Source organism: Agriterribacter sp., assembly GCF_035497235.1.
GTDB lineage: Bacteria > Bacteroidota > Bacteroidia > Chitinophagales > Chitinophagaceae > Agriterribacter.
Genome location: NZ_DATJEB010000036.1, coordinates 15,881 through 31,518 on the forward strand (window position 1 = coordinate 15,881; position 15,638 = coordinate 31,518).

15 protein-coding genes are annotated in these 15,638 nt (G+C 41.8%); 11 read left to right on the plus strand and 4 right to left on the minus strand.

Features of this window, described 5'->3' with window-relative positions; all coding sequences use genetic code 11:
* Positions 1-5: 5 nt before the first annotated feature.
* The 4 genes from VL121_RS11595 to VL121_RS11610 all read left to right on the plus strand — a co-directional run bounded on the left by VL121_RS11595 (position 6) and on the right by VL121_RS11610 (position 3,729).
* The gene (locus tag VL121_RS11595; RefSeq protein ID WP_325405399.1) at positions 6-926 is read left to right on the plus strand and encodes a substrate import-associated zinc metallohydrolase lipoprotein; all 921 of its coding nucleotides are present in this window, start codon (positions 6-8) and stop codon (positions 924-926) included.
* Between the two features lie 23 nt (positions 927-949).
* Positions 950-2,248, plus strand: coding sequence for a DUF4302 domain-containing protein (locus VL121_RS11600; protein ID WP_325405401.1), 1,299 nt, complete (start codon positions 950-952; stop codon positions 2,246-2,248).
* Positions 2,249-2,381: 133 nt separating this feature from the next.
* Positions 2,382-2,960: a hypothetical protein gene (locus VL121_RS11605; RefSeq protein WP_325405403.1), complete on the plus strand. Its 579-nt coding sequence runs from the start codon at positions 2,382-2,384 to the stop codon at positions 2,958-2,960.
* Between the two features lie 166 nt (positions 2,961-3,126).
* Entirely contained in the window at positions 3,127-3,729 is a 603-nt protein-coding gene (locus tag VL121_RS11610; protein WP_325405405.1) for a hypothetical protein, read from the plus strand.
* Between the two features lie 11 nt (positions 3,730-3,740).
* Here the strand turns inward: VL121_RS11610 and VL121_RS11615 are convergent, their stop codons facing one another.
* From VL121_RS11615 to VL121_RS11625, 3 genes are read right to left on the minus strand one after another with little or no spacing between them, the layout of a single operon-like run.
* A complete protein-coding gene (locus VL121_RS11615) occupies positions 3,741-4,883 on the minus strand; it encodes a glycosyltransferase (protein ID WP_325405407.1) in 1,143 nt (380 codons plus the stop codon).
* A gap of 2 nt (positions 4,884-4,885) precedes the next feature.
* Positions 4,886-5,977: a glycosyltransferase gene (locus VL121_RS11620; protein WP_325405409.1), complete on the minus strand. Its 1,092-nt coding sequence runs from the start codon at positions 5,975-5,977 to the stop codon at positions 4,886-4,888.
* A gap of 6 nt (positions 5,978-5,983) precedes the next feature.
* Positions 5,984-7,003: a Gfo/Idh/MocA family protein gene (locus VL121_RS11625; RefSeq protein ID WP_325405411.1), complete on the minus strand. Its 1,020-nt coding sequence runs from the start codon at positions 7,001-7,003 to the stop codon at positions 5,984-5,986.
* A gap of 120 nt (positions 7,004-7,123) precedes the next feature.
* Here VL121_RS11625 and VL121_RS11630 point away from each other — a divergent pair, with 120 nt between their 5' ends.
* The 7 genes from VL121_RS11630 to VL121_RS11660 all read left to right on the plus strand — a co-directional run bounded on the left by VL121_RS11630 (position 7,124) and on the right by VL121_RS11660 (position 13,515).
* Positions 7,124-7,639 (plus strand): hypothetical protein, encoded by a 516-nt coding sequence (locus VL121_RS11630; protein WP_325405413.1) that lies wholly within the window; start codon positions 7,124-7,126, stop codon positions 7,637-7,639.
* A 99-nt stretch (positions 7,640-7,738) separates the two neighbouring features.
* Positions 7,739-8,011 carry a 30S ribosomal protein S15 gene (rpsO, locus tag VL121_RS11635; RefSeq protein ID WP_325405415.1) on the plus strand — a complete coding sequence of 91 codons (273 nt, stop codon included), beginning with the start codon at positions 7,739-7,741 and terminating at the stop codon, positions 8,009-8,011.
* 158 nt (positions 8,012-8,169) lie between these two features.
* Positions 8,170-10,356 carry a polyribonucleotide nucleotidyltransferase gene (gene pnp, locus VL121_RS11640; protein WP_325405417.1) on the plus strand — a complete coding sequence of 729 codons (2,187 nt, stop codon included), beginning with the start codon at positions 8,170-8,172 and terminating at the stop codon, positions 10,354-10,356.
* A 67-nt stretch (positions 10,357-10,423) separates the two neighbouring features.
* Positions 10,424-11,257: a 50S ribosomal protein L11 methyltransferase gene (prmA, locus tag VL121_RS11645; RefSeq protein ID WP_325405419.1), complete on the plus strand. Its 834-nt coding sequence runs from the start codon at positions 10,424-10,426 to the stop codon at positions 11,255-11,257.
* A 60-nt stretch (positions 11,258-11,317) separates the two neighbouring features.
* Entirely contained in the window at positions 11,318-11,962 is a 645-nt protein-coding gene (plsY, locus tag VL121_RS11650) for a glycerol-3-phosphate 1-O-acyltransferase PlsY (protein WP_325405421.1), read from the plus strand.
* Positions 11,963-12,054: 92 nt separating this feature from the next.
* Positions 12,055-12,861 carry a M48 family metallopeptidase gene (locus tag VL121_RS11655; protein WP_325405423.1) on the plus strand — a complete coding sequence of 269 codons (807 nt, stop codon included), beginning with the start codon at positions 12,055-12,057 and terminating at the stop codon, positions 12,859-12,861.
* Between the two features lie 141 nt (positions 12,862-13,002).
* Complete coding sequence (locus VL121_RS11660) at positions 13,003-13,515, plus strand: hypothetical protein (RefSeq protein ID WP_325405425.1); 513 nt, start codon at positions 13,003-13,005, stop codon at positions 13,513-13,515.
* A gap of 131 nt (positions 13,516-13,646) precedes the next feature.
* On the opposite strand, the gene dnaG is transcribed toward VL121_RS11660, so the two are convergent.
* Positions 13,647-15,593 carry a DNA primase gene (dnaG, locus tag VL121_RS11665; protein WP_325405427.1) on the minus strand — a complete coding sequence of 649 codons (1,947 nt, stop codon included), beginning with the start codon at positions 15,591-15,593 and terminating at the stop codon, positions 13,647-13,649.
* Positions 15,594-15,638: the final 45 nt, after the last annotated feature.

Consider the following 15,638-nt stretch of genomic DNA (forward strand, 5'->3'; position numbering starts at 1 on the left):
TTGTTATGAAAAAACGTACAGTTGTTTCCGCGTTTTGTTTTATTTGTTTAGCGCTTGCATCCTGCAGTAAAGATGGTATCAATCCTGCAGATGCTGAAAATATTAATGGGCTGGGTGGTGATACCTGGGTACCCGGGCCTATTGATAACTGGATCAATGATACGCTCACCACGCCATACAATATTAGCGTAAAATACAAATGGAACCAGTTTGAAGACGCCGCTGATATTACCTCTATTCTTGTGCCGCCAAAAGAAGAATATATTATACCCATACTCAGCGCGGTACGGCAAGTTTGGATCAACCCTTATATAGCGGAAGCGGGAGAAGATTTCTTTAAAAAGAATGCTCCTAAATATTTTTATATGATTGGCAGCCCTGCTTTTGGCGATAATGGTACGATAAAGCTTGGCGTAGCGGAGGGAGGGAGAAAAATTATTTTGCTGGCCGTTAACTATACTAAAACCAAAGGTATGGCTGATTATAATCCCGCCGATAGTATGTGGATTAAACAAATGTTTTTGACCATCCATCATGAGTTCGGCCATATTCTTCACCAGGCGGTATTATATCCGCAGGATTTTAAAAATCTTAATCCAAGCCTGCTAACTACCAACTGGACGGATTATACGGATACCCAGGCGCTCAGCGATGGCTTTATAACAGCATATGCTATGAATAACAGCGATGATGACTTTGTTGAAATGATTTCTCACATGCTGGTGAATGGCAAAGCAGGTTTTGAAAACCTGATAGCTTCTATTCCCGATGGCGTAACAGACCGCGGCACTACAAAAGCGCAGGCTATTGCCCGGTTGCGGTCAAAAGAAGCCATTATAGTTAATTATTATAAACAGGTATGGGGCATTAACTTTTATGAACTGCAAACAAGCGTTCGCGCCGCTGTAGTTTCTATGCTTTATTAGAAATTTTTTATATGATCAGTGATATGAAAAAAATACTTTTTAGTCTTTTTGTTATTGCCGCTGTTGCGGGATGTAAAAAAGATAATAACCACATTTTTAACAAATCACCCGATGAACGGCTGAATGAAGCGCTGGCAGGCTACCAGGCAACATTAGCCGGGGCGCCGTACGGATGGAATGCCGTGCTGTATCCAAAAGGTGGTGGCGCATACGCATTTTACTTCAAATTTAATGATGCCAACAGGGTGCAGATGATTGCAGATATTAATACCGCGTCCGCCACAACGGTTAAAGAAAGCAGCTATCGTTTAAAAGCGCTGCAACAGCCCAGTCTTTTGTTCGACACCTACTCCTACCTGCATATACTTGCCGATCCGGATGGAAGCGTAAACGGTGGAACTGACGGGCAGGGCTTACTGTCGGATTTTGAATTTTATTTTAATGATTCCACTACTGCAGATACGATTAAGCTCACAGGAAGAGTAAACGGCAGCAAAGCCGTTTTAGTGAAAGCCACCCAGGAGGAAGCACAGGCCTATACAGGCGGGGCATTTGATGTAAGCGTGCTGAGTGAAAACCTGTCTCCCATACTGCAGTATTTTAAACGCTTTACTATAGGGGGAGATACATACGATATTAACGTGAATCCTTCTACCAGGATAATAATTTTTACATGGTCAGATGCCAATGGAGAGGTACAAACATTTACCACTGCATTTTATTATACATTAGAAGGGGTTCGTTTCCAAAATCCTTTTGTGTTGGGGAGTACAAGTATAACCGGACTTTCAGATTTTTTATGGTCAGGCGGTACCGGCACGCTTAACCTGACCGCAGGCAATACGCCGGCAACCATTAAAGGCGCTGCCAGGCCGCTGGTAATTGATGTAAACGCCCCGCAAAGATGGTGGCAAACTGCTGTAAATGACGGAGCATACTGGGAATCTTTTGCAGGCTTTCATGTAAATGGCGTTGATGACGCTTTTGGAATAGGTACCCTGAGTAAGTTTTATTCCCTGATATATGCGCCTGAATACGAAGCGGGTGTTGATTTGTACGCGCCGCTGTTTATTAACGCGGCTGGCACAGGGCTTGAACCACATTACGGTGGCGCTATTAGTACCCCGGAATTTACTCCAGATGGCAGAGCCGTGTTTCCTATATTGGGTACTTATGGGCCGTATCCGCCTACCGGACCCGCGGCGGAAAGCCTGGGGCAATTATTAATTCCGCAGGGATATTATTTTATTCAAACCAGCGCCTCTACTTACGATATGGTTAGCGCGGATAATGCCAAAACATGGATTACATGGAGCTATTAAGCTTATGGTATAAAAAAGAGAGAGGCAATTATGTAATGCCTGTGTATCGCAAAAGATAAATGCTGCCGTAGCATGCAGGACTAATTATTAATTCATTATTTTTAATGATCTAACTAATTAAAATTTATTCGGTATGAAAAAATTGACGCTTAAAATAACTGCTATCGCGTTTGTGGCAGTAAATGTATTATTGGCATCCTGCTCAAAAGAAGGTCCCGCCGGTGCAACCGGGCCTGCCGGAGCAGCAGGACCGGCAGGAGCACAGGGTCCTAAAGGCAATGAGGGAACAGCCAATGTAATTTATTCAGACTGGCTGGATGTAGGTTTTAGTGCGGATACAGTACATATAGGAAGCGTAATTGACACAATTGGCTATTTTGCCTCTATTGATATACCTAAATTAGATAATGAAATTTTAACCTCCGGCGAAATTAAATTATACGTGAATACCAATACAGCAGACGAACCGTTTATTTCGCCACTGCCCTATTTTAGCATATACGATGGAGTGAGTATAGAACCTGTATATTACCTGAATACGGTAGAATTGTATTCAAATATTGATGCGGGAACAATTACATTCCAAGGTGTAAAATATCAGCAATACCGTTATATCCTCATTCCCGGAGGTACAGCCGCCCGCAAAGCAGGACCAGCCGTTGACTGGAACGACTATAACCAGGTTAAAAAATACCTGAATTTAAAAGATTAATCTTTTTTCTGGTATAGGAAGCCTGTAAGATAGCCCAAAGTTGTCTTGCAGGCTTTGCTTTTATATGGCGATAAAGCAACCCCAAAAAAGATATAATTCTGATATATATTTGTATCTTAATAAGCTAAATTCTATGTGGCGTAGCCCCTGCATACTACTACTCTTATTGGCGTTTTCCCTTCTGTCGTGCCAAAAAGAATTATCGTTTGAAAATTCTTCACCCGGCAACAATAACCCGGCTGCATTACTGGGTACCTGGAAGTTTATAGAGCTTAAAGTAGCGGTAGAATCAGGCTCTACCTTTGATAATTATGGTGTTCCTGGAAGGATGGTAGCCACATATACTGCCACTACGCAAAACAACAGGGGCGTTCTTACCGTTACCACCGATAAAATGAAAACAACCGATTTGGGTTATACACTAACAGCGGAAGTTAAGATGGTTACTTATTTGGGAGGGAACCCGGTTGATCAGCCTCTTTATGAACAACTTGATTTCGAGATGCCACCCAGCAGTGCCAGCAGCAATTACCAACAGGCAGGCAGCGATTCTCTCTATTTCCCCAACGGTTCCATTTTTGACATTCCTGATACTAACGGCCAACAACCGCCGGGCCCTTCTGATCCGGCAGGGGCCAGGTTTACTATAAACGGCGATACGCTCGTCATAAAATCAGCCGTAAACAGGTCAACAATTATCAAACAGGGGAACGATGAACTGGAGGTGACCCAGAAAGTAAATGCAGCGGCCACTTTTCTGAAACAATAAAAAAATGATAATCAATCTGCAGATATCCGGCCCCATATCCATTCCACCAACTGCGCTGCGTTGCACCGGTTATTAAAATGCTGCTCAAGCAACATTTGCCGGAAGGCTATTCCTTCCTTTGTAAATGGCTGCTGGTATAGTGTTTGTATAGCGGCTTTAAAGTCCTTATCATTTTCCGCAATTACACAGCCACTTTCCATACCGGTTCCGGCTACCATAGCTTTGTTTGCTATACAATGCCTCCCGCAAAAAACAGCATGCAACAATTTTAATTTAATGCCGGTAGTGGTAAAAGAAGGTAACAGGTTGATTTGCGCATCTTCAATGAGTTGCTGCATTTCTGCTTGTGAAGGGTTTTCGGTTATACTGATATGCGTATAAAGCTGTACTTCTTTTTTTAATGTACGAGAAGGATTTTTTCCTGCAATTATAAGGGGAATCTTCAGAGTTGAAAATACATTTTTAATAAGCCATAATGCGGCCTGTTCATTTTCACTTACCGATAAATTACCCTGGTACAGGCAATAAGCGCCTTTCCCTTCCCGGCATGTTGCGGTATTCCATGCGGTAAAAACAGGAAGATGACGGATATTCGTTACACCAAATTCATGCAAATAAGTCGCGGCATCCTTTTCTGTTACTGCAATAATAAGACCGGCTTTTATAGCAATCTTTCTTTCATATTGCTTCAGCAAAACACTTTCTACTGTATAATATATTTTATGAAACAGCGATCTGGTATGGTGCAATAACTGGCGGTAGTATGCGTATTCAACATTGTGCAGCCTTACCATAACTTTTCTTCCTGCCAGTTTGTTTTTATGCAACAGGTAAGTGCTGTGTATGCCTTCCAGCAATACAGGGTAATTGTTTGCAGAAAGATGTTGTAATAATTCCGGGTCGGCTCTTGAGCTAACAATATAAGGTATTCCTGCCGCCAGACCCCGCCAGTCTTTGGAACGTTTATAATACCGAACCGTTGTACAATATTCCAGCAAAGCATTTTGCTCACCCCTTCCATATTCATAGCAATGTAAATGAATACTCACGCCGTTTTCATATAGGTATTTCAACTTGTAATACAGGTCAAACACGCCGCCATAGTCAGGCGGGTAAGGCACATCCAAACAAACGATATGTATATGTTTTTCCAATCTTATAGTAATAGGTTCCTGTAAAATTCTACCAGCTTTTTTTCTTCATTTTGCCAGTTGTATACTTGCTTTGCGGCTAAACAGTTTTGCCGGAGTTTTTTATATAGTGCGGTATCGGCTAATAAAATATTAATATGCCTGGCAATATTCTCTGCAGACAGGTCGGCTACCAGGAGGCCAATCTCAAATTGATCATTAATTTCCCTGTATACCGGGTAATCTGCACAAAGCTGAGGTACGCCTGCATGTAGGTAATCAAAAAAACGATTGGCAAGGGAGTAATAATTGCTCAAACCTTCCCTGTCAAATAATGTAATGCCAATGGTGGCTAATGCTGTAATTTTTTTTAATTCATCAGGAGCAATTCTTCCTCTAAAAATAACTTTATCTTCCACTGCGTATTTTTTAACCAGTGTTTTTACCTGCCGCATAAAATTTCCATCGCCGCAGATCACCAGGGGCACATTAATATATTGCATGGCAGGGATAAGTGTTTCAAAACTTCTGCCTTCATTAACCGCTCCCTGGTATAAAAGAAAGATTTCCGTTTTTGCCGGCTGTTGCTGCAGGTTATTTAAAGCCGCAATATTCCTGATGATGGAATAGTCTACACCATACATTCTTTTAAATTCCTTAGCTATCGGCAAATTAACCGTATATCCCGAAGTAAATCTGGGTACTGCAAACCGTTCTATTCTTTTCCAGAAGCGATAAATAGAAGGGCGGGTACGCACCTCTTTCATCTCGCAAAACAGTTCATGCGCATCATATACGCGGGGTATTTTTTTAATGCGGGAGACCAGCCAGCAGGGAAGAATAGTATCCAGGTCAATAGCGCAAATCCCATCCATTTTTTTGAAAAGGAGATAAAACAATAACCTGGTATTAAATTCAATATATAATAATTTACCCTTGGTAAACCAGCAAAAAAGCCGCACCTGCCGGAAGGAGTGAGGCTGAAGGTTTGCAACTCCTTTGTACTGCCGGCCAACCAGCACAATATCATAATTTTCACGTGCAAGCGTGGTGCATATTCTTATCATCCGCTGGTCGTAAACCAGCTCATTAATAACAGTGAAATAAATGGTTTTCAAAAATAGTTATATTATATGGGTGCGTATGCCCGCGTAAATTTGCTCAATTATTTCCACGGTTTTTATTCCGTCTTCAGCCATAACAGCATCATGCGCTTTTCCGTTAAGGCTGTTTAAAAGATTTTCATATACTTTGTCGTGGTTACTCATACTTCCTGTATAAGATCCATACTCATTGGCGCCTTTGCTTTGCGGTAATTCCTGAACAGGGTAATCTTTAATACGCTGATACTCCAGTACATTAAGGTATTGCCCCCCAATTTTGATCGTTCCCTTTTCTCCAAACAGGGTAATGGATCCTTCCATATTAGACTGAAAACTGTTTATAGTAAAATGCAGTGAGCCGATTGCCCCGCTTTGCATTTCCAGTTGCACAACAGCCGTGTCTTCAAATTCAATGCAATCCCGGTGCTGGTAATTACGGCCAATAGCATTTATACTTTTTACATCACCCAGCAGCCAGTACAGTAAATCAATAAAGTGACTGAACTGGGTAAACAAAATTCCTCCATCCAATGCCTTACTACCTCTCCAGGAATTCTGGTAATACGATTTTGGCCTGTTCCAGAAGCAATTAACCTGGAAGCTGGATATATCGCCCAACCTGTTTTCGTCCATTATTTTTTTTAGTTCAGCTACTGGCGGATTATACCTGTTTTGTTTTACTATAAACAATTTTTTCTTGTTTGCACTGGCGGCCTGCAGCATATCCCGGGCATCTTTAACCACAATAGCCATCGGCTTTTCACAAAGCACATGCATGCCGTGTTCGAGCGATGCGATGGCATGCGCGGCATGCAATCCATTTGGGGTACAAACTACAGACACATCAATCTCTTTTTCCAATTGCAGCATATCCGCTATATCGTAATATGCTTTTGAGTGGTACAGCGCAGCCGCGTGGTCTGCTTTTTGCCTGTTGATATCACAAACCGCCCCAATAATTCCATGTTTTTTTATCTGCGCTGCATGCCTTGTACTTATTTGCCCACAGCCAATCAATGCAAAACTGTATAATTTTCTCAAACCACTTAATTTTTCCGGGAAATTACTGATTATCAAAAGTATTTTCGATTCTGAATATTTAAATAGCTTTCAGGTATAATTTTTTTTTATTATTCTTGTAACGTTAAAACATATTCAGCTATGGAAATTTTTCAGCCCAATCAGCCAATTGTTACGGCTAAGCCTGCAAGGCCGGTATTTCTTACTGTTTTGTGTATTCTTACCTTTATCGGAAGCGGATGGGGAATAATAAGCGGCATAACCAGCTACCTTTCAGCCAATGTTACTTCACACATTGCCCGGGCGGCCATGCAGGACGCGAAGGAAAAGATAGAAGACGAAGCGAACACCGGATCAAAATTTGCCGAAAAAATATTATCCGGTACCAGTGAAATGCTTCAGCCGGAAAACCTCAAAAAAAGTGCCTTGTTCAGTATTATTGCTTCGGTTTTCACACTTCTGGGAGGCGTACTGATGTTTGGCTTAAAAAAAGCGGGGTTCTACAGCTATGTGCTGGGTACGGCCATTGGTATAGCCGGACCTTTTATAGCTTTTGGCGGAGGAAACTTCATCACTATACTATCATCCTCCTTCATAGCTTTTATCGGATTTTTTTTTGTGATACTATACGGACTGAATGTAAAGCATTTACGCTGAAAAATAATTCAATAAATAATTCCTTTTTTTACGATCTTTTACTACCTTCGCGGCCAAATAAGAAGAAGATATCATTGGATGTTTTAAAAAAAAATTGAGATGCCAACATTAGTCGCCGACAAAAAAGCAAAGATTTTCGCAGAATTTGGTGGAAAAGAAACCAATACAGGTTCTATTGAAGCGCAAATAGCACTATTAACAGAACGCATTGCCCACATTTCCAAGCACCTGCAGCAAAACAAAAAAGATTTCTCCAGCAACAGGGGTCTGCTGCAATTAGTAGGAGAAAGAAAAAGTTTACTCACTTATCTTAGTAAGCATAATCTGCAGGGTTACCGCGGACTTATCGAAAAGCTAGGACTCAGAAAATAACGTATTCGTTACGTATAACTATTCCCAACCCTGATGTTGGGAATAGTAGTTTTATGACGATCGTTTTTCATTATTTTATTTAACTACACGGCTTGCAATGCCACGGTATCCCTCCTCCCTGATACTTACAATTGCAGGCCCTAAATTCAAATCACTTTATGCACTCTCAACTCATTGATGTATCATTTGACCTTGGTGATGGCCGCACCATAACCATTGAAACAGGCAAACTTGCACGCCAGGCAGACGGGGCTGTGGTTGTACGCCAGGGTAATTGTATGATGCTGGCTACCGTAGTAGCTAACAAAGAACCCAAACCGGGGCAAAGTTTTTTTCCGCTGAGCGTAGATTACATGGAAAAATTTTCATCGGCAGGGCGTATCCCCGGATCCTTTTTTAAACGGGAAGCCAGGCTCAATGATTATGAAGTATTAACAAGCCGCCTTGTTGACCGCGCATTACGCCCTTTGTTTCCTGATGACTATCTGTGTGAGGTACAGGTAATTATAACACTTATTTCGAGTGATATTGAAGTAATGCCGGATGCTTTAGCCTGTTTGGCTGCGTCTGCCGCATTAGCGGTTTCTGATATTCCCATTAAAGAAATTATTTCTGAAGTAAGGGTAGCCAGAATTGATAATGAATATATTGTTAATCCTACCCGCACCCAATTAGCCAAAGCCGATATGGACTTTATAATAGCGGCTACAGAAAAAAACCTGATGATGGTGGAAGGCGAATCTAAAGAATGCGCCGAAGAAGACCTCGTGAAAGCCCTTGAAGTGGCCCATGAAGCCATAAAACTTCAAATTAAAGCACAACAGGAACTCAGGGGTAAAAAAGGAATTACACAAAAAAGAGATTATCCCAAGCCTGTACAAAACGAAGATATTCTTGAAAAGGTAAAAGCCTTTGCCACAGATAAAATAATTGAAATTGCCAAAGCGGCTTCAGACAAACACGAGAGAAGCGAAGCCTTTGCAACGCTTAAAGAAGCATTGGTTGCCAGTTTGGGTGAAGAAGCCGAAGAAGAGCATGTAAAGCTCGCCGGCAAATACTTTGAAGATCTGCAGTGGGAACTGGTGAGGAATATGATCCTCGATGACCGTACCCGCCTTGATGGCAGAAAATTAGATGAAGTACGCTCACTGGCTATGGAAACTGATTTTTTACCAGCGCCACACGGTTCCGCATTGTTTACCAGGGGAGAAACGCAATCGCTCACTACGGTTACTTTAGGAACTCCTTTGGATGAGCTGCTTATTGAAAGCGCTGCGAAATCTGATTATTCAAAATTCATCCTGCACTATAATTTTCCTCCTTTCTCAACCGGCGAAATTAAGTTTTTACGTGCGCCGGGCAGAAGGGAAATCGGGCATGGAAACCTGGCCCTGCGTTCATTAAAGCAAATGATGCCCGGAAATGATTACCCCTACACGGTAAGGGTGGTGAGTGATATCCTGGAGTCAAACGGCTCCTCTTCCATGGCAACTGTTTGTGCAGGCTCTCTGGCATTAATGGATGCCGGCGTTCCTATTCCCAAGCATGTAAGCGGTGTGGCTATGGGATTAATTACAAGAGGAACGGATAATAAATACGCTATTTTAACCGATATCCTGGGCGATGAAGATCACCTGGGCGATATGGACTTTAAAGTTACCGGAACCCGGGAAGGGATTTGTGGCGTACAGATGGACATCAAGATAGACGGACTGAGTATGAATACCATGCGCGAGGCATTAGAACAGGCGCGCAAAGGACGTTTGCATATATTAGACGCCATGTATGCCTGCATAAGTGCCGCACGCGAAGAAGTGAAGCCGCATGCGCCGCGAATGGAGAAACTCTTTATTGATAAGGAATTCATTGGTGCCGTAATCGGACCCCAGGGTAAAGTAATACAGGAAATCCAGAGAACCACCGGGGCAACCATCAATATCGAAGAAGTAGGTACGGTAGGGGAAGTAAGTATTTTCTCTCCGGCTAAGGAAGGATTGGATAAAGCCGTAGCCTGGATAAAGGGCATCGTTGCCGTTCCTTCTGTTGGCGAGGTATACGAAGCAACCGTAAAGGGAATAAAGGAATTTGGCGCTTTTGTAGAATTTTTGCCCGGCAAACAGGGGCTTTTACACATCAGTGAAATTAGCTGGAAACGTTTGGAAACTATGGAAGGTGTGCTGAAAGAAGGCGATGTGGTGAAAGTGAAATTAGTAGGTGTAGACCACAAAACCGGGAAGTTTAAATTAAGCAGGAAAGCGCTGATGCCTAAGCCTGATTTTGCTCCTAAACCCCGTCCTGCCACAGACCAGGAACGCGGACCGGAATCTAACGCGCCTCATAATTAATCTTATTGTATTCATACATTCATAAAAGCTACCTGCATCACACAGGTAGCTTTTTACTTGTTAACCGATGGAAGAAAATTATATCGAAATATTATTTGAAACGGAAAGCAGGGAACAGGGCGAAATACTGATTGCCTGCTTAAATGATGCCATGGAAATGGAAGGCTTTGAAGAAGGCGATGGGTTTGTAAAAGCATATATTCCTGCAACAAAATACGATGAAGCACTTTTTAAGCAGATCCCGCTTCCGGGAAATATAAAATATACGCCATCCGTTATTAAAAATAAAAACTGGAACGCCATATGGGAAAACGAATTTGAACCTGTAATTATAGGCAATAAGGTAGCCATCAGGGCCGATTTTCATAAACATATAGCGCATGTTGCATATGAAATTGTGATTACGCCTAAAATGAGTTTCGGTACCGGGCACCACGCCACTACCGGTATGATGGTGGAAAGCCTGTACCAGTATGGCTGCTCGGGGAAAAAGGTAGCTGATTTTGGAACCGGAACCGGCATATTAGCCATTTTAGCCCATAAGATGAAGGCTGCGGAAATACTGGCTATAGATTATGATGACTGGAGTATAGAGAACGCGTTGGAAAATATTCAAAGAAACAAGTGCGAAAGCATCCGCCTCACGCAAACGGATCATTTTCCCGGTGAAAAAAAATGGGATATAATACTGGCTAACATCAATCTTCATGTTATTCTCGCTAATATGCAGGGTTTTCATCAAAGTTTAAATAATAACGGCTTATTAATTATTAGCGGTATATTGCAGGAAGACAAAAATAAAGTGGAATCTTTGGCCGGTAGTCTTTTATTTTTAACGGATGGCATAAGGCAAAAAAATAACTGGCTTTGTATAACGTTTAGAAAAAAGGCTGCTGTTTAAAAACTGGCTTCAGTTGCAAGAAAATAAATATATTTGCAGCCTACTTCAACCTGATATCTGATGAACGAACTTACATTGGTTATATTAGCTTACCTGATAGGTTCTGTCCCTACGGCTGTATGGGTAAGCAGGTACTTTTTTAATATTGATATAAGAGATTACGGAAGCGGCAATGCAGGCGCTACCAACACGTACAGGGTACTTGGGTATAAATGGGGTACCGTTGTAATGATTGTAGATATGATCAAAGGTTTTGCCGCTGTAAAACTTGCCTACCTGCTGCCTTACTATGTTATTGATGAATTTGCAAGAACCAATTTTCAGATAGGACTGGGCCTCTGCGCTGTACTGGGACATATATATCCCATATGGGCTCAGTTCAGGGGAGGAAAGGGGGTAGCCACGCTATTCGGACTGGTGCTTGGCATTTCTCCCTGGACAGCCTTATGTTGTATAGGCGTTTTTTTGCTCGTATTATTTCTTACCCGTTTTGTATCGCTTAGCTCTATCCTGGCCAGTTTGGCCTTTCCGGTATTTATTCTCGTTATTTTTAATGTAGATAATCATGCCTACCGTATTTTTGCAGTGGCTGTTGCGTTACTGGTAATGCTTACACACCAAAAAAATATTTCCCGCCTTTTAAAGGGAAGTGAAAACAAGGCGCCGATATTGAAATACCGGGATCGCAGAAAAATAAGGCGTTGAAGCGTTTTACCGCTGCAAAAAATAGCAGATTCAATTATTTTTGGTATAAGAATTGAACTATCAGCTAACAATATTGATTCAATCAAAAACACATGAGTCCAAAATCATTTCTTTTTATAGGCCTGGCTTTTTTAACCGTATCCTGCACCCGAAACGCTATAACAGGAAGAAACCAGTTGCAATTATTACCGGAAGCCGAATTACAATCTATGGCTAAAACGGAATACCAGACTTTTCTTTCCCAGAACAAAATTGTAAACACTACGGTAAGCAAGGATGCTGAAATGGTTAAACGTGTGGGTAACCGTATTGCAAAAGCTATTACTGCCTATTATACTGCTGAAAACAAAGGCGATCTTCTGAAGGGTTACCAGTGGGAGTTTAACCTGGTAGATTCGAAAGATGTGAACGCATGGTGTATGCCCGGGGGAAAAGTGGTAGTGTATACGGGCATATTGCCTGTTACACAAAATGAAGCGGCTCTGGCGGTAGTAATGGGACACGAAATTGCACATGCCATTGCGCAGCATGGTAATGAGCGGATGAGCCAGGGACTCCTTGCAGAAGGGCTGGGCAGTGTGGGTAGCGTATTAACCTCGGGTAATCCCACCGTAAATAATATTTTTAATACGGTATATGCGCCGGGTACTCAAATTGGAGTGTTGTTGCCCAACTCCCGTAAGCAGGAATTAGAGGCAGACCAGTACGGGTTAATTTTTGCCGCAATGGCCGGTTATAATCCAAACGAGGCCGTTCCCTTTTGGGAAAGAATGGCAAAAGCAGGGGGAGGAGAAAAACCACCTGAATTTTTAAGTACGCACCCTTCTGATGCAACACGTATTGAAAAAGTTAAGCGCTATGCAGAAGACGCGATGAAGTATTATAAGCCAGTAAAATAATACCGGGCAGGGTATATTTCCCATAATGTTTTAGAGCATTCACTTTCTCTTAGCAGCCGCATTACTACAATAAGTTGGTTATGCGGCATAATTTTACTATCTTGCAACTCTTTTTGCAACATTTAAAAATTGTGTTGAAGCATGATGCAGACTATGTTTGAAAAACTTCAACTTACTGAAGAAAAGAATTTACTGATCCAGGGTCTTCCTTCTTCCATCGAAAAACAATTTGCCAAGATTGCGTTTGCCAAAAATGTTACGCCTTTGCTCAAGTCAAGGCGGATAGATTTCGCGCTCATATTTGCCGTTAACGAAACGCAGTTAAATGGTATATTAAAAGAAGTATTACCCGCATTAGATGAAGAAGGGAAGTTATGGATAGCGTATCCTAAAACCACTTCTAAAATTGTGAGTGATCTGAACAGGGATTGTAGCTGGCAAATGCTGAATCAAAACGGTTTTGAAAGTGAGTACCAGGTAACGCTCGACCATGTTTGGACTGCTTTGCGGTTTAAGAAACCTGCACATGCCAGGGAACTGGTTCCGCTCATTAAAGAAGATGCGGCGGTCGTAATAACCCCGGTTCAAAATAAAACCCGCACAAGCCGCTATGCTTCTTCAGGGAGAGCCGCGAATGTAGCAGCAGGAAAATAAATTACAAATCCGCACTTAGCGCAGGATAAACTAAACCTTCACAGATTCTTATTGAGAATTTCAGTTCAAACAATTTTTATTGAATGAATGGAGCGTGGGTTATTGCATATATATGCTAACCTGAAACCTGGCTATTTAAAAATTACGGTTTCATATTCTGTTGTAAGCGTTTTTTCAAGCTGTTTAAAATGCAGATGTGTTTGCATTAAGGTAAGTTGCTCTTCCGCGGAGCCTGTTTTCTCCAGATCACGTTGATTTTCAGCTATCAATCTTTTTATTTTCCTGAGTTTAAGGTAAATCAAAGTAGAAGAAACTTCTTCTTTGTATCTGTCCTCACGGGTAAGTAAAGGGCCGTCATAATGATCTTTCCAGTTAGGGCTTAATTCATAGCGGGTATCCATTAAGCCTACTACAACTGCGCTGAGCTGCATATCTGGATGGTATAAAAAGCTTTGGGGACTGGGATCAACGCCTTCTTTAATCCAGGTTTGATACGTTTCAATAATCCAAAGCATTTGCTTATCATCTATTAATTCATGTAACCCGTTCGTTTCAAACTCTTCGAAAATATATTCCGCTACCTTACGTTTATCATCCCAGGCATGTCCGCCAAATTCAATTAATGCCCTTGCCATATTTCGCTCAATTAATTCATCTTTATTAAGCAGGGTTAAGGCGTCTTCATTTGTGGTTGCTGTTTCCTGCACCCCGGTTTCAGCGGTTAATTTTGCATCTTCCGATGCCATTTTGTTTTCCTGCTTTGTAATCCGTTCCCTGATGAATTGATTAACTAATGTGTTTAGCCCGGTTTCATCAATTTTCAGCAAGCCGGCGCATTGCCTGATATAATCCTGCTGTTTGGTAAAATCTTCTGCTTTATTCAGTCGCGATATGGTTTCCGCAATACGGTTTACCACAGCCGCTTTTTTATTAGAATCGCTGCCCGCATCTTTCAGCGATACTTCTAACTGAAAAAGAACGATGTCTTTTTTATTGTCTGCAATAAACTGTTTAAAGGCCTCGCCGCCTGTTTTATTTACATAGCTATCCGGATCTTCATTACCGGGCAGCAAAACCAACTGCACGTGCAGTCCTTCTTCTAAGGCCAGGTCAAGTCCCCTTAACGCAGCCTTAATACCGGCAGCATCGCCATCATAAATAATGGTAAGATTATCGGTATATTTTTTAATCAGCCTCAACTGATCCGGCGTTAATGATGTACCGCCACTGGCCACTACATGTTCAATGCCCGCCTGGTGTAATGAAACTACATCGGTGTAGCCTTCAACCAGCAAGCACTCATCTGCCTTATCAATTGCCTGCCTGGCAAAATAGGAGCCATAGAGTATTTTGCTTTTAATGTAAATTTCATTTTCAGGCGTGTTGATATATTTGGGCGCCCTGTCGTTTTTGCCAATGATGCGGGCTCCGAAGCCCATGATTTTTCCGGTTTGATTATGTATCGGAAAGATGATACGCCCACGGTAATTATCAACTAATTGTTCATCTCTGATAACAACCAATCCCGTTTTTTGCAGATTCTCAGGATTATATTGCGCCTGCAAAGCGGCTTTAGCAAAGGCATCTCTTTGCTGGCTGCAATAACCAAGCTGAAACTTTTCAATAATGGCTGTACTAAATCCTCTTTCTTTCAGATAGCTTAGTCCAATGTCCTGTCCTTCTTCACTCCGAAGCAAAACATTACTGAAGAATTGCTGTGCAAAATTGTTGATGATATAAAGGCTATCCGCTGTTTGGTGCAACGCACGGGTGGCAGAACTTACCTCCGTTTCCTCCACTTCTACATTATACCTGTTGGCCAGCCATCGCAACGCTTCTGCATAGCTGTATTTTTCGTGCTCCATCAAAAAGCTGATGGTATTGCCGCTTTTGCCGCAGCCGAAACATTTATAAATTTCCTTGACAGGCGAAACGGTAAAAGAGGGTGTTTTTTCATTATGAAAAGGACACTGACCCAGGTAGTTCGTTCCTCTTTTTTTAAGCTTAACAAAGCTGCCTACAATATCTATAATGTCAATCCTGGAAAGGATTTGCTGTATGGTAAGTTGTGAAATCAATGCCTAATCAGTTAAAGATTATTGCTACAAGTTAACACCTGCAAA